General features: G+C 74.4%; 23 protein-coding genes and 1 pseudogene. 17 read left to right on the forward strand and 7 right to left on the reverse strand.

From position 1 onward, the window contains the following. Positions 1 to 428: 428 nt before the first annotated feature. A complete protein-coding gene (locus FVA95_RS24325) occupies positions 429 to 1358 on the reverse strand; it encodes an amidohydrolase family protein (RefSeq protein WP_149666223.1) in 930 nt (309 codons plus the stop codon). A gap of 109 nt (positions 1359 to 1467) precedes the next feature. Between FVA95_RS24325 and hisH the strand changes: the two genes are divergently transcribed. Then, on the forward strand, positions 1468 to 2103 hold the full coding sequence (hisH, locus tag FVA95_RS24330) for an imidazole glycerol phosphate synthase subunit HisH (RefSeq protein ID WP_193564412.1): 636 nt from the start codon (positions 1468 to 1470) through the stop codon (positions 2101 to 2103). Here the strand turns inward: hisH and FVA95_RS24335 are convergent. Continuing rightward, positions 2093 to 2806: a hypothetical protein gene (locus FVA95_RS24335; protein ID WP_149666224.1), complete on the reverse strand. Its 714-nt coding sequence runs from the start codon at positions 2804 to 2806 to the stop codon at positions 2093 to 2095. The genes hisH and FVA95_RS24335 overlap by 11 nt on opposite strands. Before the next feature lie 140 nt (positions 2807 to 2946). Between FVA95_RS24335 and priA the strand changes: the two genes are divergently transcribed. Genes priA through hisI form a run of 3 tightly spaced genes read left to right on the forward strand, consistent with a single transcriptional unit; the run spans position 2947 to position 4840 of the window. Beyond that, entirely contained in the window at positions 2947 to 3696 is a 750-nt protein-coding gene (priA, locus tag FVA95_RS24340; protein WP_149666225.1) for a bifunctional 1-(5-phosphoribosyl)-5-((5-phosphoribosylamino)methylideneamino)imidazole-4-carboxamide isomerase/phosphoribosylanthranilate isomerase PriA, read from the forward strand. Beyond that, a complete protein-coding gene (gene hisF / locus FVA95_RS24345) occupies positions 3696 to 4469 on the forward strand; it encodes an imidazole glycerol phosphate synthase subunit HisF (protein WP_149666226.1) in 774 nt (257 codons plus the stop codon). The genes priA and hisF overlap by 1 nt, the downstream gene beginning before the upstream one ends. Further along, a complete protein-coding gene (gene hisI / locus FVA95_RS24350; protein ID WP_075305661.1) occupies positions 4466 to 4840 on the forward strand; it encodes a phosphoribosyl-AMP cyclohydrolase in 375 nt (124 codons plus the stop codon). Before hisF ends, hisI begins: the two co-directional genes overlap by 4 nt. A 67-nt stretch (positions 4841 to 4907) precedes the next feature. On the opposite strand, the gene FVA95_RS24355 is transcribed toward hisI, so the two are convergent. Continuing rightward, positions 4908 to 5825 carry an oxygenase MpaB family protein gene (locus FVA95_RS24355; protein WP_149666227.1) on the reverse strand — a complete coding sequence of 306 codons (918 nt, stop codon included), beginning with the start codon at positions 5823 to 5825 and terminating at the stop codon, positions 4908 to 4910. 72 nt (positions 5826 to 5897) lie between these two features. Between FVA95_RS24355 and FVA95_RS24360 the strand changes: the two are divergent. Further along, a pseudogene (locus FVA95_RS24360) lies at positions 5898 to 6128 on the forward strand (response regulator transcription factor); the annotation flags it as partial. Here FVA95_RS24360 and FVA95_RS24365 read toward each other — a convergent pair. Then, positions 6086 to 6733, reverse strand: a complete 648-nt coding sequence (locus FVA95_RS24365) for a TetR family transcriptional regulator (protein ID WP_149666228.1) — start codon at positions 6731 to 6733, stop codon at positions 6086 to 6088. The pseudogene FVA95_RS24360 and the gene FVA95_RS24365 overlap by 43 nt on opposite strands. A 57-nt stretch (positions 6734 to 6790) precedes the next feature. Here FVA95_RS24365 and FVA95_RS24370 point away from each other — a divergent pair, with 57 nt between their 5' ends. The 5 genes from FVA95_RS24370 to FVA95_RS24390 are packed head-to-tail and all read left to right on the forward strand — an operon-like array spanning position 6791 to position 11583. Then, entirely contained in the window at positions 6791 to 8422 is a 1632-nt protein-coding gene (locus FVA95_RS24370; RefSeq protein WP_240051704.1) for an anthranilate synthase component I, read from the forward strand. Next, positions 8419 to 9069, forward strand: coding sequence for a Trp biosynthesis-associated membrane protein (locus FVA95_RS24375; RefSeq protein ID WP_161992421.1), 651 nt, complete (start codon positions 8419 to 8421; stop codon positions 9067 to 9069). Before FVA95_RS24370 ends, FVA95_RS24375 begins: the two co-directional genes overlap by 4 nt. A gap of 49 nt (positions 9070 to 9118) precedes the next feature. Beyond that, positions 9119 to 9988, forward strand: a complete 870-nt coding sequence (gene trpC / locus FVA95_RS24380; protein ID WP_255474681.1) for an indole-3-glycerol phosphate synthase TrpC — start codon at positions 9119 to 9121, stop codon at positions 9986 to 9988. 3 nt (positions 9989 to 9991) lie between these two features. Further along, positions 9992 to 10948 carry a prolipoprotein diacylglyceryl transferase gene (gene lgt / locus FVA95_RS24385; protein ID WP_368667358.1) on the forward strand — a complete coding sequence of 319 codons (957 nt, stop codon included), beginning with the start codon at positions 9992 to 9994 and terminating at the stop codon, positions 10946 to 10948. Next, entirely contained in the window at positions 10945 to 11583 is a 639-nt protein-coding gene (locus FVA95_RS24390; RefSeq protein WP_149666230.1) for a DUF2461 domain-containing protein, read from the forward strand. Before lgt ends, FVA95_RS24390 begins: the two co-directional genes overlap by 4 nt. 76 nt (positions 11584 to 11659) lie before the next feature. On the opposite strand, the gene FVA95_RS24395 is transcribed toward FVA95_RS24390, so the two are convergent. Next, positions 11660 to 12028 (reverse strand): VanZ family protein, encoded by a 369-nt coding sequence (locus FVA95_RS24395; RefSeq protein ID WP_149666231.1) that lies wholly within the window; start codon positions 12026 to 12028, stop codon positions 11660 to 11662. Positions 12029 to 12121: 93 nt separating this feature from the next. Between FVA95_RS24395 and pyk the strand changes: the two genes are divergently transcribed. Genes pyk through FVA95_RS24425 form a run of 6 tightly spaced genes read left to right on the forward strand, consistent with a single transcriptional unit; the run spans position 12122 to position 17044 of the window. Next, entirely contained in the window at positions 12122 to 13546 is a 1425-nt protein-coding gene (gene pyk / locus FVA95_RS24400) for a pyruvate kinase (protein WP_020627504.1), read from the forward strand. A 24-nt stretch (positions 13547 to 13570) separates the two neighbouring features. Continuing rightward, on the forward strand, positions 13571 to 14503 hold the full coding sequence (locus FVA95_RS24405; protein ID WP_149666232.1) for an acyl-CoA thioesterase II: 933 nt from the start codon (positions 13571 to 13573) through the stop codon (positions 14501 to 14503). After that, positions 14500 to 14715 (forward strand): dienelactone hydrolase family protein, encoded by a 216-nt coding sequence (locus FVA95_RS33550; protein ID WP_161992422.1) that lies wholly within the window; start codon positions 14500 to 14502, stop codon positions 14713 to 14715. Before FVA95_RS24405 ends, FVA95_RS33550 begins: the two co-directional genes overlap by 4 nt. Further along, the gene (locus FVA95_RS24415; protein WP_255474682.1) at positions 14712 to 15212 is read left to right on the forward strand and encodes a dienelactone hydrolase family protein; all 501 of its coding nucleotides are present in this window, start codon (positions 14712 to 14714) and stop codon (positions 15210 to 15212) included. Before FVA95_RS33550 ends, FVA95_RS24415 begins: the two co-directional genes overlap by 4 nt. 18 nt (positions 15213 to 15230) lie before the next feature. Next, positions 15231 to 16568 (forward strand): O-acetylhomoserine aminocarboxypropyltransferase/cysteine synthase family protein, encoded by a 1338-nt coding sequence (locus FVA95_RS24420; RefSeq protein ID WP_149666235.1) that lies wholly within the window; start codon positions 15231 to 15233, stop codon positions 16566 to 16568. Further along, the gene (locus tag FVA95_RS24425; RefSeq protein WP_149666236.1) at positions 16565 to 17044 is read left to right on the forward strand and encodes a CoA-binding protein; all 480 of its coding nucleotides are present in this window, start codon (positions 16565 to 16567) and stop codon (positions 17042 to 17044) included. Before FVA95_RS24420 ends, FVA95_RS24425 begins: the two co-directional genes overlap by 4 nt. A 21-nt stretch (positions 17045 to 17065) precedes the next feature. Here the strand turns inward: FVA95_RS24425 and FVA95_RS24430 are convergent, their stop codons facing one another. Next, the gene (locus tag FVA95_RS24430) at positions 17066 to 17290 is read right to left on the reverse strand and encodes a hypothetical protein (RefSeq protein WP_149666237.1); all 225 of its coding nucleotides are present in this window, start codon (positions 17288 to 17290) and stop codon (positions 17066 to 17068) included. 112 nt (positions 17291 to 17402) lie between these two features. Continuing rightward, positions 17403 to 17897 carry a hypothetical protein gene (locus FVA95_RS24435; RefSeq protein WP_149666238.1) on the reverse strand — a complete coding sequence of 165 codons (495 nt, stop codon included), beginning with the start codon at positions 17895 to 17897 and terminating at the stop codon, positions 17403 to 17405. 128 nt (positions 17898 to 18025) lie between these two features. Here FVA95_RS24435 and FVA95_RS24440 point away from each other — a divergent pair. Beyond that, the coding region (locus FVA95_RS24440; protein WP_149662471.1) for a leucine zipper domain-containing protein at positions 18026 to 18199 on the forward strand (174 nt) is incomplete at its 3' end.

Consider the following 18199-nt stretch of genomic DNA (forward strand, 5'->3'; position numbering starts at 1 on the left):
AACACCCCCTCAGCGTCGCCCAGAAGGGGTCAATCCCAATCCGACGTCAGGGGGTCAGTCTCAGGCCGTCGTCGACAAGCGCGTGCCTCGCCGCGTTCACCGGAGGGAGCCCGGAACCGGCGACGCGCCACCGCCGGGCCCCACCACGCCGAACCCCACGGCCCCCCGGCCGCACCCCCGGCCCCCGCCGCACATGATCATCAGCACGTGAGCGCTGTCGCGCACCGGTGGGGCAGCGCTCAGGTACTGATGATCATGCTGTCGCGGCGCGCTCGGTGGTGCGCGGCGCCGGGTCCGGGGCCACTCGTGGGCGGGTGTCAGCCCGCCGACCGCAGCCAGGCCAGCACCGCCAGCACCCGGCGGTGGCCGGGGGCGTCCGCCGGCAGGTCGACCGGCGCCGAGCTGCCGGCGGGCGGCAGAGCGCGAGGTCATCCGAGGAGCCGTCGCGCATTGGCGGTGGTCAGCTCGCGCCAGCCGCGGCCGTCCGCGGCCGGGGGAGCGGTGTCGAGCGAGGCGACCTGGGCGCGCACGGCCGCGGCCGGCGTCCAGCACGAGTCGCTGCCGTAGACCAGCCGTTCCACCCCGACGGTGCGCTCCAGGGCCGGGACCTGGTGCGGGAACGGGGTCCCGGCGGTGTCGAACCAGAGGGACCGCAGCTGGTCGGGCACCGGGGCGCCCCCGTCGCCGAACGCCGTGCGGAACAGCTCGATCCGGTCGGCGAGGGCGGGCAGCGCACCGCCGCAGTGCGTGGTGATCCACCGGACACCGGGGAACCGGGTGAGCGTTCCGGACAGCATGAGATCGGTGTAGGTGCGGGCGGTGTCGAACACGAACTCCAGCATCGGTCGGGGTCGACCGGCGGTCAGCTCCGCCGCGTGCGGCGGCGAGGTGGGATGGACGAGCACCACCGTCCGACGCCGGTCCAGCTCCGCCCACAGGGGCGCGAACGCGGGATCCCCGAGATACCTGCCGTGGGCGTTGGTCTCGACGGTCACACCGTCGCTGCCGAGCTCGTCGAGGGCGTGGACGGCCTCGGCCAGCGCTCCGTCCACGTCGGGCAACGGCAACGAGGCGAGGTGCCCGAACCGGTCCGGGTGGTCGGCGCGCAGGGATGCGCCGGCCTCGTTCACCTCGCGGGACAGGCGTCGGGCGGCCCGGTCGTCCCCGAAGTGGGTCCCCGGCGAGGAGACGGACAGCAGGGACGTGGTGATCCCGCACTCGTCCATGAGCGCGAGGTGGCGAGCCGGGTCCCAGTCCGGCCATCCCGGCATGCCGTCGGGGCTGGTGTGCCCGGCCGACCGGGCGGCCTCGACGTAGGACGGGGTGAGGAAGTGGGAGTGCAGGTCGATCAGGGTCATCGGGTCCCTCCGGACGGAGCGGATGCGGAACGGGCGGTGGGTGGCAGTCGCGCGGCGCTGTCGCCCCGCGCCACCGGTCCCGGGCGGGACGGCGACTATCCTGGTCGTCGTGGCACGCATCGTCGTCCTCGACTACGGCTCCGGGAACCTGCGCTCCGCCGAGCGCGCCCTGCAACGCGTCGGCGCGGACGTCACCGTGACGTCCGACTTCGACGCGGCGACCGAGGCCGACGGTCTCGTCGTCCCCGGCGTGGGCGCCTTCGCGGCGTGCATGCGGGGCCTGCACACCGTCCGCGGCCCGCAGATCATCGGGCGTCGCCTGGCCGGCGGCCGTCCGGTCCTCGGGATCTGCGTCGGCATGCAGGTTCTGTTCGAGCGCGGCGTCGAGTTCGACGAGGACACCGAGGGCTGCGGCGAGTGGCCCGGCACGGTCGAGCGGATCCAGGCCGACGTGCTGCCGCACATGGGCTGGAACACCGTCCGGACCCCGCAGGACAGCGCGCTGTTCGCCGGGCTCGACGCCGACGCCCGCTTCTACTTCGTGCACTCGTTCGGCGTGCGGCGCTGGACCCTGGAGCCCTCGCACGCGATCGCGTCGCCGAAGGTCACCTGGACCCACCACGGGGAGGACGTCGTCGCCGCGGTGGAGAACGGGCCGCTGTCGGCAACCCAGTTCCACCCGGAGAAGTCCGGCGACGCCGGCGCCACGGTCCTGGAGAACTGGCTGCGGTCGGTCACGGCCTGATACCCACCACGACGCCGCCGCCGTCGGGCCGGGCCTCCAGCTCGCCGACGCGGCCGTCGCGGCCGATGCAGGTGACCACGACGGTGGGACCGCTGCCGAGGTCGGCGACGAGCAGGCGGATGGACTCCGCTGCGGGCACACCGACGGTGTCCGGGGCCCGCGCGACCACCTCCGCGACCGGTCCCGGTGCGAGGTCGTCGAGGTCGACGGTGCGCTGTGCCGGGTCCCGGGCGAGCGGTCGGTCGGTCGTGACCACGCCCAACCCGTCGTCGGAGTTCCAGACGTAGGTGCGGGTGTGGGTGGGTCGGCCGGGGTCGGCCGTCTGCACGGTTCCCCCGTCCGCGCCGTACGCCGCGAGCCGGTCGACGACCGTGCTCCCGGTAGCGCGGCGGACGTCGTCGACGAGGCGGGTCAGTCCCGCTGCCGTGCTGATGTCGGTGGCCGGGGCGGCCGGCGCGGAGACGACAGGAGCCGGATCGCGGACCGGCCCGAAGTCGATCTGCTCGACCTGGACCTGCAGCCAGACCCGTCCGACGACGACGATCACCACGACGGAGATCAGCCCGCTGATCCACGAGGGCGGTCCGTACTTCCACCTCCGGTACTCGGCGATCTCGCGCCGGTCCGGTGCCCACGGCAGGAACGGCGGTTCGACACGGGGCGCGGTCCGGTCGGCGCGCGTGCGGGCACGGAGGAAAGCCACGACGGGGAGTGTGGCCGTGCTCGCGCGCTGCCACGGGCGTTCCGCGGAACGCGCCTCGGCCCGGCGCGTACTCCCCGGAACGCATGCTGTCCCCCTCGGCCACCCCCGAGGGCCACGAGCGGCGCGGATACCCTGGCGCGGTGAGCTTCACGTTGCTTCCCGCGGTGGACGTCGTCGACGGGCAGGCCGTCCGGCTGGTGCAGGGCGAGGCCGGCACCGAGACCGGCTACGGCTCGCCCCTGGAGGCGGCCATGACCTGGCAGGCCGGCGGCGCCGAGTGGGTCCACCTGGTGGACCTCGACGCCGCGTTCGGCCGTGGCTCGAACGCCGAGCTGCTGGCCGAGGTGGTCGGGAAGCTCGATCTGCGGGTCGAGCTGTCCGGCGGCATCCGCGACGACGAGTCCCTGGACCGCGCCCTGTCCACCGGCGCCGCCCGGCTCAACCTCGGCACCGCGGCGCTGGAGCAGCCCGAGTGGTGCCGGAAGGTCCTCGCCGAGCACGGCGAGAAGATCGCGATCGGCCTCGACGTCAAGGTGATCGACGGCAGGCGCCGGGTCGCCGGCCGCGGCTGGACCTCCGACGGCGGCGACCTCTGGGAGGTCCTCGCCCGCCTCGACGCCGACGGTGCCACCCGCTACATCGTCACCGACGTCTCCAAGGACGGCACCCTGCAGGGCCCGAACGTCGAGCTGCTCACCGAGGTAGCGCAGGCCACCACCGCCCCGGTGATCGCCTCGGGCGGGATCTCCGACGTCGCCGACCTGACCCGGCTCGCCGAGGTCGCCGCGACCGGGGTGAACATCGAGGGCTCGATCATCGGCAAGGCGCTCTACGCCGGCCGGTTCACCCTGCCCGAGGCCCTGGCGGCCGTGAACGCGGTGGGTGCCTGATGGGCGTCGCGGTCCGTGTCATCCCGTGCCTGGACGTCGACGCCGGGCGGGTGGTGAAGGGCGTCAACTTCAAGGAGCTCCGCGACGCGGGCGACCCGGTCGAGATGGCCCGCGTGTACGACGCCGAGGGCGCCGACGAGCTGACCTTCCTCGACGTCACCGCGTCGTCGTCGGAGCGCGGCACCATGATCGACGTGGTGCGTCGCACCGCCGAGCAGGTGTTCATCCCGCTGACCGTCGGTGGCGGCATCCGCACCCCCGACGACGTCGACCGGATGCTCCGCGCGGGCGCGGACAAGGTCTCGGTGAACACCGCCGCGATCGCCCGGCCCACGCTGCTGCACGAGATGTCGCGGCGTTTCGGCAGCCAGTGCATCGTGCTGTCGGTCGACGCCCGCCGCGTCCCCGAAGGGGAGCAGCCGCAGCCGTCGGGCTGGGAGGTCACCACGCACGGCGGGCGCCGCTCCGCCGGGATCGACGCCGTCGAGTGGGCGCAGCGCGGCCAGGAGCTCGGCGTCGGGGAGATCCTGCTCAACTCGATGGACGCCGACGGCACCCGCGCCGGGTTCGACCTGGAGATGCTGACCGCGGTCCGCAAGGTCGTCGACGTCCCGGTGATCGCCTCCGGCGGTGCCGGTGCGATCGAGCACTTCGCGCCGGCCGTGCGCGCCGGGGCGGACGCCGTGCTCGCCGCCAGCGTGTTCCACTTCGGGCAGCTGCGGATCGGTGAGGTGAAGGACGCGCTGCGCGCGGAGGGGGTCGAGATCCGGTGAGCACCCGTCTCACGGCGGCCGAGTCCGCGCTGGACCCGGGGATCGCCGCCCGCCTCAAGCGCGACGCCGACGGGCTGGTCTGCGCCGTCGTCCAGTCCCGCGCCGGTGAGGTGCTGATGGTCGGCTGGATGGACGACGAGGCGCTGCACCGCACCCTGACCACCGGCCGGGGGACCTACTGGTCGCGCTCGCGCCAGGAGTACTGGGTCAAGGGCGACACCTCGGGACACGTGCAGCACGTGCACGAGGTGCGGCTGGACTGCGACGGCGACGCGGTGCTGGTCGTCGTCGACCAGGAGGGGCCGGCCTGTCACACGGGGACGCGGACCTGCTTCGACACCGACGTCCTGCTCGCCAGGGACGGCGCATGAGCACCGACGTCCTGCTCGCCAGGGACGGCGCATGAGCACCGCCGGGGACGACGGCGGGGTCTGACCGCTACGGGTGCACCGGCGGCGTCGGTGGCGGCTGGGTGGGTGCCGAGGTGACCCACCGGATCCCAGCGGTGATCGCGTGCCCCCCGGCCCGCACCACGGTCGCCTCGGCCACGGGCAGCCAGGGCAGCCGCAGCGGCAGCCGCGTCCAGCGCGGCATCAGACCGACCGACGCGGCCGCGAGCACGCCGTAGGGCAGCCGGGCGGACAGCGGCAGCGGCGGCTCCCACAGCAGGAACCGGGCCGCGTCGCGGGCCTCCGGGGTCCCGGCCAGCTCGGGCCGGTAGGCGGCGAGCTGGGCGTGCAGCTCGGCGACGGACTCCGGCGGGTCGGGCACCCCCAGCTCGCGGGCGACGCGTGCGGTGTCGGCGACGTAGGCGTCGCGTCCGGCGGCGTCGAGCGGGGCGGCGCCGTAGCGGTCGTGCGCGGTGAGGAAGCTGTCGATCTCGGCGATGTGCACCCAGCGCAGCAGGTGCGGGTCCGACGCCGAGTAGGGACGCCCGTCCGGCGCGGTCCCGCGGACGTGCACGTGGGCCCGCCTGATCCGCGCGATCACCCGCTCGGCCTCCTCGGCCGGCCCGAACGTCGTCGCGGCCAGGAAGTACGAGGTGCGCTGCAGCCGTCCCCACGGGTCGCCGCGGAACCCGGAGTGCCCGGCGACCCCCGCCATGGCCAGCGGATGCAGCGACTGCAGCAGCAGCGCACGTAGTCCGCCGACGAACATCGACGCGTCGCCGTGCACGGTGCGGATCGCGGCGTCCTCGGCGAACCAGCGCGGGCCCTCGGCACCGAGGACGCGGGCACGGCGGCCGGATCCCTCGTCGCCGGCGACCCGGCTGAACACCGCCGACCCGACCCGCGAGCGAAGCGCCTCGAGCCGGTCGGCGACGGCGCCGGGCAGCCGGGCGGACAGATCGACCATGACCCCAGTGTGCGGTCGTGCGGCCCCGGCCGCCCTGCTGGCGAGCTCGTGGCCGGGTTCGTCGCGGGCGACGGCGACCGTCTCGCCGGCGCCGGGCTCACCGCCCGCGAGGGCGAGGTGCTGCGGCTGATGGCGCGTGGCCTGTCCGACGCCGAGATCGCCGCCGAGCTGGTGCTCGGGTTGGAGACGGTGACGACCCGTGTGGCGGGGGTGCTCGCGAAGACCGGGTCGCGGAACCGGACCCAGGCCGTCGTCGCCGCCTACTCCTCGGGGTTCGTCGACCCCAGGTTCCCGGTCAGGTAGCGCTGCACGGTCGGCCCGACCGCGGCGACGAGGTCCTCGGGGGGCGCCGAGGCCAGCGGCTCCAGGTGCACCACGTAGCGGATCATGGCGAGCCCGATCAGCTGGGCGGCGACGAGCGCGCCCCGCTCGTCGGGCCGGTCGGGGGAGTGGACGCGGGTGACCGGCACCAGGATCGCCTTGCCGATGAACTCGCGCAGCATCCGGGCCGCGGCCTCGTGCCCCGCGACGCTGCGCAGCACCGCCGCCATCGGGGAGCCGCCGCCGGTGTCCCACACGGTGAGGAAGGTGCGCACGATCCGCTCGCCGACGGTGTCGCCGGGACCGCTCACCAGGTGCTCGCGGACCTGCGCGGGCTCGAGCGGCAGGTCGAGCGCGGCGAGGAACAGCTTCTCCTTGCCGCCGAACCAGTGGTTGACCATCGCCGGGTCGACCCCGGCGCGCTCGGCGATCCGGCGGACCGTGGCGCCGTCGAAGCCGCGGTCGGCGAACTCGACGCGGGCGGCGGCCAGCAGCCCGGCGCGGGTGTCGGCACCGCCGGACCGGCGGCCACGACGCCGGGGCGCCGCCCCCGGGTCCGGGGGTGCGGTGGCGCTCGGTTCGGTCATGCGTCCCATCCTCACCCGCGCGAGGGCGGTCGTCACTGCTCGGGGACAATGAGTCGCATGACCCAGCGGACCCAGAACGCATCCGGTGGCGCGACGACGACGGGCGCCCCCGCCCCCGCGGTTCCCGCAGCCGCAGCCCTGGGCACGGTGAGCCCCACCCGCGAGGAGTTCCGGGAGCTGGCGCGTGCGCACCGGGTCATCCCGGTGACCCGACGGCTGCTGGCCGACGACGAGACCCCGGTCGGGGTGTACCGCAAGCTGGCCGGTGGGCGGTCCGGCACGTTCCTGCTGGAGTCCGCGGAGAACGGCCGGTCCTGGTCGCGGTGGTCGTTCGTCGGGGCGCGCAGCGCCGCCGCGCTCACCGCCGTCGACGGCGAGCTGGTCTGGACCGGTGAGGTCCCCGACGGCCTGCCCACCACCGGGGACCCGCTCGAGGCGCTGCGCACCGTGGTCACCGAGCTGCACTCCGAGCCGCTGCCCGGGCTGCCGCCGCTGACCGGCGGCATGGTCGGCTACCTCGGCTACGACATCGTCCGCCGCGTCGAGCGCATCGCCGACCCGGACGACCCGGCCGTCGACGACCTGGCGCTGCCCGAGCTGGTCATGCTGCTGGCCACCGACCTGGCGGCGCTCGACCACCACGAGGGCACCGTCACCCTGATCGCGAACGCGATCAACTGGGACGCCACCGACGACCGCGTCGACCAGGCCTACGACGACGCGGTCGCCCGGCTGGACCGGATGACCGGCGAGCTCGCGGTCCCGTCGCCGAGTTCGGTCGCGGTGTACACCCCGACCCGCCCGGAGTTCCTCCGCCGGCGCACCCCCGAGCAGCACCACGCCGCGATCGAGGACGCCAAGGAGCAGATCCGCGCCGGTGAGGCCTTCCAGATCGTGCTGTCGCAGCGCTTCGAGATGGAGTGCGACGCCGACCCGCTCGAGGTCTACCGGATCCTGCGCACCACGAACCCGAGCCCGTACATGTACCTGCTGCGCCTCGACGACGCCGCGGGCGGGCCGCCGTTCTCGATCGTGGGTTCCAGCCCGGAGGCGCTGGTCAGTGTGCTCGACGGGCGCGCCACCACGCACCCCATCGCGGGCACCCGCTGGCGCGGCGCGACCGACGAGGAGGACCAGCTCCTGGAGAAGGAGCTGCGCGGCGACGAGAAGGAGCGCGCCGAGCACCTGATGCTCGTCGACCTCGGACGCAACGACCTGGGCCGGGTGTGCGAGCCCGGCACGGTGACCGTGCGGAACTTCTTCGAGATCGAGCGCTACAGCCACGTCATGCACCTGGTGTCGACGGTGTCCGGGCTGCTGCGGCGCGACCGCACCGCGTTCGACGCCGTCGTCGCCTGCTTCCCCGCCGGCACCCTGTCCGGGGCGCCGAAGGTGCGGGCCATGCAGGTCATCGACCGGCTGGAGCCGACCCGGCGCGGCCAGTACGGCGGGATCGTCGGCTACCTCGACTTCGCGGGCAACGCCGACACCGCGATCGCCATCCGCACCGCGATGATCCGCAACGGGACCGCCTACGTGCAGGCGGGCGGCGGGATCGTCGCCGACTCCGACCCGGCCGCGGAGGACATGGAGTGCCTGAACAAGGCCCGGGCGGTGCTCTCGGCCGTCGCCGCGGCCGGCTCGCTGTCGGCCCCGCTGGCACCGCCGCCCGTCCCGGGCAGCGCGTGACGGCGCCCGGCGACGACGGGGTCGCCGCGCCCGCACCGCACCGCACCGACCGGCGGGCGCTCGGCCTGACCGTGCTCGGCCTGCTGCTCGGCGCCGGGGCCCTGTGGGGCGCCGGGTCCGCCGACTGGTTCGTGCTGGAGGTGCCCACCGCCACCCGCGGCACCGTCGAGCTCGGCGCCACCGGCGCGCAGCTGCAACCCGTGGTCACCGCGGTCGCCGCGCTGCTGGTCGCGGCGGTCGCCGCGCTGGTCGCGCTGTCGGGGATCGCGCGCCGGGTGCTCGGTGTGCTGGTCGGGCTCGCCGGGGTGGCCGCGGTGGTGCTGACCCTGCGGCTGGTCGCCGTGCCGCCGTCGGCGGTGGAGCTGGCCTCGGCGCGCTCCGGGCTGACCGCCCCGAACGCCCCGGCGGGCTCCGGCGCGGTCTCGGCGACGCCGTGGCCCTGGCTGGCGGTCGCCGGCGGGGTCGTCGCACTCGCCGCCGCGGTGCTGCTGGTGGTGCGCGAGCCGCGGCTGCCGCGGCTCGGTGCCCGCTACGCCGCACCGGGGACACGGGCGGCCACGACACCGACCGACCCCGACCGGGCGGCCTGGGAACGGCTCGACGCCGGCGGCGACCCGACCGTCGGTCCGCGTGAGGGGGAGAACTAGCATGACCTCGACGTCCGGGCGACGCGCGAGCGGAGGAGGAGTCGGTCCTGTGAGCACTACGGGCACTGCCGGTACGACCGGACACCCGAACGGGACTCCGGGTCGCGTACCCAGTGTCCTCGAGGCCATCGTGGACGGGGTCCGGGAGGATCTCGCCGTGCGCGAGAGCGTCGTCGATCTCGCCGAGATCAAGCGGCGGGCCGCGGCCGCGCCGCCGCCGCGGGACGCGATGGCGGCCCTGCGTGAGCCGGGCGTCGGCGTCATCGCCGAGGTGAAGCGGGCCAGCCCGTCGAAGGGGTCGCTCGCCGACATCCCCGACCCGGCCGACCTCGCCGAGGCCTACTCCGCCAACGGTGCGCGGGTGATCAGCGTGCTCACCGAGCAGCGCCGGTTCGGCGGTTCCCTGGCCGACCTCGACGCCGTCCGCGCCCGGGTCGACACCCCGCTGCTGCGCAAGGACTTCGTCGTCACGCCCTACCAGGTGCACGAGGCCCGTGCGCACGGCGCGGACGTCGTGCTGCTGATCGTCGCCGCGCTGGAACAGCCGGTGCTCGCCTCGCTGCTGGACCGCATCGAGTCCCTCGGGATGACCCCGCTGGTGGAGGTGCACACCGAGGAGGAGTGCGACCGCGCCCTGGAGGCCGGCGCCACGCTGATCGGTGTCAACGCCCGCAACCTGCACACCCTCGAGGTGAACCGGTCGGTCTTCGGGGAGATCGCGCCCGGCCTGCCGTCGCACGTGCTCAAGGTCGCCGAGTCCGGCGTCCGCGGCCCCGGTGACCTGCTGACCTACGCGGGGTGGGGCGCCGATGCGGTGCTGGTCGGCGAGGGTCTGGTGACCAGCGGGGACCCGGCTGCCGCGGTCCGGGGTCTGGTCGCGGCCGGGTTCCACCCGTCCTGCAGCCGGAACGGCGGCTGATCGGTGCTCGTCACGCTCGCCACCGCACTGCCCACCGCACTGCCCGGCGCGCTCCCGGCGTCGATCCCCAGCCCGGACCGGGGAGTCTGGCATCTCGGCCCGATCCCGATCCGGGCGTACGCGCTGTGCATCATCGCCGGCATCGCGGTCGCCCTGTGGTGGGGCGAGCGCCGGCTGCAGGCGCGCGGCGGGCGGGCCGGGACGGTGCTCGACGTCGCGGTGTGGGCGGTGCCGTTCGGCCTGCTCGGCGGGCGGCTCTACCACGTCGCCACCGACTGGCGGACCTACTTCGGCCCCGGCGGCAACCCGTGGGGGGCGCTGGAGATCTGGAACGGCGGGCTCGGCATCTGGGGCGCCATCGCGCTCGGCGGGGTCGGGGCCTGGATCGGCTGCCGCCGGCACGGCGTCCCGCTGCCGCTGTTCGCCGACGCGGTGGCACCCGGCATCATCGTCGCCCAGGCCATCGGGCGACTCGGGAACTGGTTCAACCAGGAGCTCTACGGCGGCCCGACCACCCTGCCCTGGGGGCTGGAGATCTACCGGCGGGTCGACCCCGCGACCGGGCTGGACGACCCGCTCGGCGGCGTGGCACTCGACCCGACGCCGATCGCGGTCGTGCACCCCACCTTCCTCTACGAGCTGCTGTGGAACCTCGTCGTCGCCGCGCTGATCGTGCTGGCCGACCGCCGGTTCCGGCTCGGCCACGGCAGGGTCTTCGGCCTGTACGTCGCGGGCTACACGCTCGGCCGGTTCTTCATCGAGCTCATGCGCACCGACCCGGCGACGCGGGTGTTCGGCGACGTCCGGATCAACGTCGTCGTCGCGGCGGTGGTGTTCATCGGAGCCGTGCTCTACGTCGCGTTCGCCCGTCGCGGCCGCGAGGAGTACGTCGCCCCCGAGCCTGCGGACACCGTCGGGCCCGGGCAGCAGGGCAGACCCCAGGAGCGCGAGGACGCGTGAGCGCGTTCGCGGGCTTCGGCGAGGGCGCCGTCGAGTTCTACGACGGCCTGCTCGCCGACAACTCCCGTGCGTACTGGACCGACCAGCGTGCGGTCTACGAGAACGACGTCCGCGGCCCGATGCTGGCGTTGCTCGCCGACCTCGAACCGGAGTTCGGGGCGGGGAAGGTGTTCCGCCCCTACCGCGACGTGCGCTTCGCCGCGGACAAGACCCCGTACAAGACCCACTGCGGCGGCTTCGCCGAGCCGTTCTACGTCGAGGTGTCCGCGGACGGGATGCTCGCGGCCGGCGGCTACTACCACCTGGCGCCCGACCAGCTGGCCCGCTACCGCGAGAGCGTCGACGACGAGCGCCGCGGCGAGGACCTGCGGGCCCGCCTCGACACCGCCCGCGCCGCCGGGCTCACCGTCGACGGCGCGACCCTGAAGACCCGGCCGCGCGGCACCGACCCGGACCACCCGCGGCTGGACCTGCTGCGGCACAAGGGGCTCTACGTGGCGCGGCACTGGCCGCCGGACGACGTGCTGCACGGCCCGCGGGCCCGTGACCGGGTCCGCAGGGTGTGGCGGGCGACCCGCCCGGTCACCGAGTGGCTCGACGACCACGTCGGCCCCAGCGAGCTCCCGCGGCGCTGACCCGGCGCCGCGGCCGTGGGGCCCGGCGCGCCCGCGGCATCGGTGCAGGACCGTCGGCGGAAGAGGCCGGCCCGCCTCAGAGCCGCGACGACGTCTCGCGGCCCGGTCGCCGGCGGGCCACCAGCACGGTCAGCCCCAGCCCGAGCGCCGCCCCGGCGACGTCGACGAGCGCGTCGAGGACGTCCCCGCTGCGCCCGATCGGCAGTAGCGCCTGCGCGACCTCCAAGGCCACCGCGTAGGCGACCAGCCCGCCCAGCAGCGGCCACACCCGGATCCCGGCTGCCCGCCCGGTCCACGCCAGCAGCGCGAACAGCAGCAGGTGGACGAGCTTGTCGGTGCCCGGAGGTGCCGTCGGGACCCCGGACGCCGGGGTGAACAGGATGACCAGGCTCAACAGGACCGACAGGACGAACGGCTGGACGCGCACGCCCCCAGTCTGCTCCACCGCCGATCCTCCGGATGAACACCGTCGAACCGGACACCGACAGGCCGGGTTCCCGTCGTCCTGATCGTTCCAGACACCGCTACCCTGATAGCCGTGACACGTCGAACCAAGATCGTCTGCACCATCGGACCGGCCACGGCGACCCCGGACCGGATCCGTGACCTCGTGGAAGCGGGCATGGACGTGGCCCGGCTCAACTTCAGCCACGGGGACCGCGCCGACCACAAGCGCGTCTACGAGATGGTCCGCGACGCCGCCGACTCGACCGGGCGCGCCGTCGGCATCCTCGCCGACCTGCAGGGCCCGAAGATCCGGCTCGGCCGTTTCACCGACGGGCCCACCGAGTGGGCGACCGGCGAGGAGGTGCGGATCACGGTCGACGACGTGCCCGGCACCCACGACCGGGTCTCCACCACCTACAAGGGCCTCGCCCAGGACGCCCAGGTCGACGACCGGATGCTCGTCGACGACGGCAAGGTCGGCCTGCGGGTCGTCGCCATCGACGGCAACGACGTGGTCTGCCGGGTCACCGAGGGCGGCCCCGTCTCGGACAACAAGGGCCTGTCGCTGCCCGGGATGAACATCTCGGTGCCCGCCCTGTCGGACAAGGACGTCGCGGACCTGGAGTTCGCGATGTCGCTGCGGGTCGACGTCGTCGCGCTGTCGTTCGTGCGCAGCCCCGCCGACATCGACCTCGTTCACAAGATCATGGACAACACCGGCGCCGGTCGGGTCCCGGTGATCGCGAAGCTGGAGAAGCCCGAGGCCGTCGACAACCTCGAGGCCGTCGTGCTCGCCTTCGACGGCATCATGGTCGCCCGCGGCGACCTGGGCGTCGAGCTCCCGCTGCAGAACGTGCCGCTGGTGCAGAAGCGCGCCGTGCAGATCGCGCGGGAGAACGCCAAGCCGGTCATCGTCGCCACCCAGATGCTGGACTCGATGATCACCAGCTCGCGCCCGACCCGCGCCGAGGCCTCCGACGTCGCGAACGCCGTCCTGGACGGCACCGACGCCGTGATGCTGTCCGGCGAGACCAGCGTCGGCCGCTACCCGATCAAGACCGTGCGGACGATGGCCGAGATCGTCGAGGCCGTCGAGGCGGGCCCGGCCGACGTGCCGCCGCTCAACCACGTGCCCCGCACCAAGCGCGGCGTGCTGTCCTACGCCGCCCGCGACATCGGCGAGCGGCTCTCCGCCCGCGCGCTGGTCGCGTTCTCCCAGTCCGGGGACACCGTGCGGCGCCTGGCCCGGCTGCACACCCGGCTCCCGCTGCTGGCGTTCACCCCGGAGCCCGCGGTCCGCAGCCAGCTCGCGATGACCTGGGGCGTCGAGACGTTCCTGGTCGACCGGGTCGACTCGACCGACGCGATGATCCGCCAGGTCGACCACGCGATCCTGTCCATCGGCCGGTTCAAGCCGGGGGACCTCGTGGTCGTCGTCGCGGGTTCGCCGCCCTCCACGGTCGGCTCGACCAACCTCATCCGGGTCCACCGGCTGGGCGAGGACGACCACGCCTGACCGGCGCCGGGCATACTCCCGGGCGTGAGTGCCGACCCCGTACCCGCACCCGAGACCGTGCCCGCGACCGCAGCCGACGGTGAACCGCGCGGCCAGGCCGTCCTCGACGACCTGGTCGCGCTGCTCGACCTGGAGCGCCTGGAGGACAACCTCTTCCGCGGTGTGAGCCCACCGGTCTCGCTGCCGCGGGTGTTCGGCGGCCAGGTGGCCGGCCAGGCGCTCGTCGCGGCCGGGCGGACCGTGTCCGCCGACCGCCACGTGCATTCGCTGCACGCCTACTTCATCCGCCCCGGGGACCCGAGCATCCCGATCGTCTACGAGACCGAGCGGGTCCGCGACGGCCGGTCGTTCACCACCCGCCGGGTGCTCGCCATCCAGCGCGGCGAGCCGATCTTCTCGCTGTCGGCGTCGTTCCAGCTGCCGCAGAACGGCCTGGAGCACTCCCAGCCGATGCCCTCGGACGTCCCCGTCCCGGAGGCGGTCGACGACCTCGGCACGCGTGCCGCCCGCGGCGACGGCGGCTGGATGGCCGGCCTGCCCCGCCCGCTGGACATCCGGCTGATCGACGAGCCGTCCTGGTCGCAGGACCACACCGGCCCGTCCGACGACCCGATGCGGCTGTGGCTGCGCGCCGACGGCGAGCTGCCCGACGACCCGCTGCTGCACGTCTGCCTGCTCACCTACGCCAGCGACCTGACCCTGCTCGGCTCGGTCGTCGCCCGCCACGACGTGCCCCGCACCGGGTTGCAGATGGCGAGCCTGGACCACGCGATGTGGTTCCACGCGCCGTTCCGTGCCGACGAGTGGCTGCTCTACTCGTGCTTCTCGCCGGCCGCCTCCGGTGGTCGCGGCCTGGCCAGCGGCCGCTTCTTCACCGCCGACGGCCGTCTGGTCGCCACCACCATGCAGGAGGGGCTCGTCCGGGTCCCCCGCGACCGGAAGGACCCCCGCCCGTGACCGTCGAGTCCGAGGTCTCGCTGACCAGCGTCAACGGCGGGAGGCTCCCCGGTTTCCTGGCCCGCCCCGAGACCGACACCCCCGGCCCCACCATCGTGATGATCTACGAGATCTTCGGGATGACCCCGGAGATGCGCCGGATCGCCCGCGAGCTGGCCCGCGAGGGCTACACCGTCCTGATCCCGGACCTGTTTTCGCCCGCGGCCGGGTGAAGCCGCTGTGCATCGCCTCGACACTGGCGACGATGGCCACCGGCCGCGGCGCCGCGCTCGGCGACTGCGAGTCCGCCCGGCGCTGGCTGGCCGACCAGCCCACCGTCGACGCCGACCGGATCGGTGTCATGGGGTTCTGCATGGGCGGCGGGTTCGCGTTGCTGCTGTCCCAGACCGGCCTGTACCGGGTCGCGGTGCCGTTCTACGGTCGCGCGGGTGTCGCGGTGGAACCGGTCTGTCCGGTCGTCGCGAGCTTCGGCGGGCGGGACCTGCAGTTCGCCGACGGGTACCCGCAGCGTCTGGAGGCGGACCTGGCGGAGCGGGGGATCCCGCACGACGTCGTCGTCTACCCCGAGGCCGGGCACTCGTTCATGACGCGCACGCCGGGTGCGAAGGGTGCGGTGGCACGCCGGACACCGTTGCATGCGGAGTACCACGAGCCCTCGGCGACGGACGCGACGGAGCGGGTGCGGGCCTTCCTGCGCGACCATCTGTAGGCGGGGGAGGATGGGGGCGTGAGCGAGCTTGCGAGCGAACCGTCGGGACCGCGCGGCGACCGACCGGATCGGGCCTGGGGCTTCCGCACCCGGGCGGTGCACGCGGGGACGGTGCCGGACGCCGCGACCGGTTCCCGGGCGGTCCCCATCCACCAGACGACCAGCTACGTCTTCCGCGACACCGACGACGCCGCGGCGCTGTTCGCGCTGCAGAAGTACGGGCTGATCTACTCCCGGATCGCCAACCCGACGGTGTCGGCGCTGGAGGAGCGCCTGGCCAGCCTGGACGGTGGCATCGGGGCGGTGTGCACGGCCAGCGGGCAGGCCGCCGAGTTCCTCACCTTCGCCGCGCTCGCCGGGGCGGGGGACCACGCCGTCGCCGCGGCCGGGCTCTACGGCGGCACCATCACCCAGCTCGACGTGACGCTGCGCCGCTTCGGCGTCGACACGACCTTCGTGCCGGGCACCGACCCGGCCGACTACGCCGCCGCGATCCGCGCCAACACCAAGTTCGTGTTCGCCGAGGTCGTGTCCAACCCGGGTGGCGAGGTCGCCGACATCGCCGGGCTCGCCGAGGTCGCCCACGCGGCCGGGCTCCCGCTGATCATCGACGCGACACTGGCGACGCCGTACCTGTGCCGGCCGCTGGAGCACGGCGCGGACATCGTGATCCACTCGGTGACGAAGTTCCTCGGCGGGCACGGCACCACCCTCGGCGGCGTGGTGATCGAGTCCGGCCGCTTCGACTGGGGCAACGGCCGCTTCCCCGGGATGACCGAGCCGGTCCCGTCCTACGGCGGGCTCACCTGGTGGGGCAACTTCCAGGAACTCGGTTTCCTCACCAAGCTGCGTGCCGAGCAGCTGCGCGACGTCGGCGCCACGCTGTCGGCGCACTCGGCGTTCCTGCTGATGCAGGGCGTCGAGACGCTGCCGCAGCGGATGGAGGCGCACGTGGCGAACGCGCAGAAGGTCGCCGAGTGGCTCGAGGCGGACCCGCGGGTGGAGTACGTGACCTACCCCGGGCTACCGTCGCACCGCCACCACGAGCGGGCCAAGCGCTACCTGCCCGGCGGCCCCGGCGCGGTGTTCGCGTTCGGGGTGCGCGGCGGCCGGGCGGCCGGGGCGCGGTTCATCGAGGCGGTGCAGCTGTGCAGCCATCTCGCCAACGTCGGCGACGCCCGGACCCTCGTCCTGCACCCCGGATCCACCACCCACCAGCAGCTGACCACCGAGCAGCTGGAGCACGCAGGCGTCCCCGAGGACATGATCCGGATCTCGGTCGGTCTGGAGGACCCGGACGACATCGTCTGGGACCTCGACCAGGCGCTGGCCGCCTCGCAGAAGGAGAGCTCGTGACCTGGGAGAACCCGCCCGCGTGGCGGCGCCAGCAGATCCTGCGCGACACCCGCACCGTCGCCGTCGTCGGGGCGAGCCCGAACCCGGCCCGGGCCAGCAACTTCGTCGCCACCTACCTGCTGGCCTCGACCGGCTTCGAGGTGTACTTCGTCAACCCGAACGCGCCGGAGATCCTCGGGCGCCCGGTGTACCCCTCGCTCGCGGACCTGCCGGTGGTGCCGGATCTGGTCGACGTCTTCCGCCGTCCCGAGGACCTCGACGGGGTGCTCGACGAGGTCCTCGCCCTGGACCCGACGCCGTCGACGTTCTGGCTCCAGTTCGGCCTGTTCGACGAGGAGCTGGCCCGTCGCGCGGAGGCCGCGGGCCTGACCGTGGTGATGGACCGGTGCCTCAAGGTGGAGCACGCGCGCTTCGCCGGCGGGCTGCACCTGGCCGGCTTCGACACCGGTGTGATCACCTCGCGGCGCCGGGACTGATCCCGCCCGGGGCCACGACGGTCAGATCCGCTCGGGGGCCCGCTCGCCGTCGTCCTCGACGACCTCCTCGATCGCCTGCTCCCGCGCGGTCGGGGGGCCGGCCTCCTCCCGGGCCTGCGCCGCAGCGTCCTCGGCCTCGTCCCGGGAGGCGTACTGGGTGAGGAGCCCGCACCCGCAGTCGCATCGCACCACCCACCGATCGGCGACGTCGGCCATCGGCAGCACCTGCGGGTCGTGATCGGCCACCAGGACCTCCTCTGCGGGGAGTGGGTGATCGACATCATGGCGTGACGCAGCGCCCCGGCGCCATTCGGGAGAGGGGGTCGCCGGACGACGGCCGGGCCGCACCGGGCCGGTCTCACCAGCCGAGCAGACCGACCAGGACGGCGTGGACCAGCCAGAACGGGGCGAACGCCAGCGCCACCAGCCCGCCGGGGCCGACCCCGCGCCGGGCCGGGAACACCAGCGCGAGGGCGGCGAGCCCCCACGGCACGAGCAGCGCGAGCCCGCGCAGCGGCCACGACCCGACCCCGGTGACCAGGGCCAGCAGCAGCGCCACCGCGACCCAGCCGGTGGTCGCGGCCACGCAGCGGGGGAGGACGGTGGCGACGCCCGGGAGCTCCGGGGACCGGTCGGCGACCGCGGCCCGCTCCGGCTCCGTGCCCGGTGGGTACGGCGGCGCCCCGGGCAGCGGGGCGTGGGGCGGGACCTCCACCGGGCCGGACGACCCCGGGGCCACCCCGGAGAACCCCGGGGCGCCCTGCCACGACGGCGTCGCCCCGGCCGCCCCGGGCACGTCCGGCCGCGCCGGCTCGTCCGGTCCGGGCCGGTCGGCGGGGTCGGTGCCGCTCATGTCGGGAGCCTAGATGTGATGTCCAGGGAGGTTGTCCCGTCCGGGGGCGGTGAGTCTGGCTGACAGACGAAGGCCTCCGGTTGTGAAGTGGAGCTGTCTAGGAACCGCTTCACCCACCGGAGGCCTTCGTGTCCCACGCTAACGCCGCTCTGACCCCGCGCGCCCGGCTGCGGCTCGCTCAACTCGTCGTCGAGCACGGCTGGACCCACACCGCGGCCGCGACAATGTTCATGGTCTCCGCGCGGACCGCCAAGAAGTGGTCCGACCGCTACCGGGCCGAGGGGCCGGCGGGGATGGCCGAC

The organism is Pseudonocardia sp. EV170527-09, from assembly GCF_008369905.1.
Lineage (GTDB): Bacteria > Actinomycetota > Actinomycetes > Mycobacteriales > Pseudonocardiaceae > Pseudonocardia.

Excerpts from the sequence above, each read along its gene's own strand:
- FVA95_RS24325 (WP_149666223.1), bottom strand. The coding sequence starts at position 1,358 with ATGACCCTGATCGACCTGCACTCCCACTTCCTCACCCCGTCCTACGTC.
- hisF (WP_149666226.1), top strand. The coding sequence starts at position 3,696 with ATGGGCGTCGCGGTCCGTGTCATCCCGTGCCTGGACGTCGACGCCGGG.
- FVA95_RS24355 (WP_149666227.1), bottom strand. The coding sequence starts at position 5,825 with ATGGTCGATCTGTCCGCCCGGCTGCCCGGCGCCGTCGCCGACCGGCTC.
- FVA95_RS24365 (WP_149666228.1), bottom strand. The coding sequence starts at position 6,733 with ATGACCGAACCGAGCGCCACCGCACCCCCGGACCCGGGGGCGGCGCCC.
- FVA95_RS24370 (WP_240051704.1), top strand. The coding sequence starts at position 6,791 with ATGACCCAGCGGACCCAGAACGCATCCGGTGGCGCGACGACGACGGGC.
- FVA95_RS24435 (WP_149666238.1), bottom strand. The coding sequence starts at position 17,897 with ATGAGCGGCACCGACCCCGCCGACCGGCCCGGACCGGACGAGCCGGCG.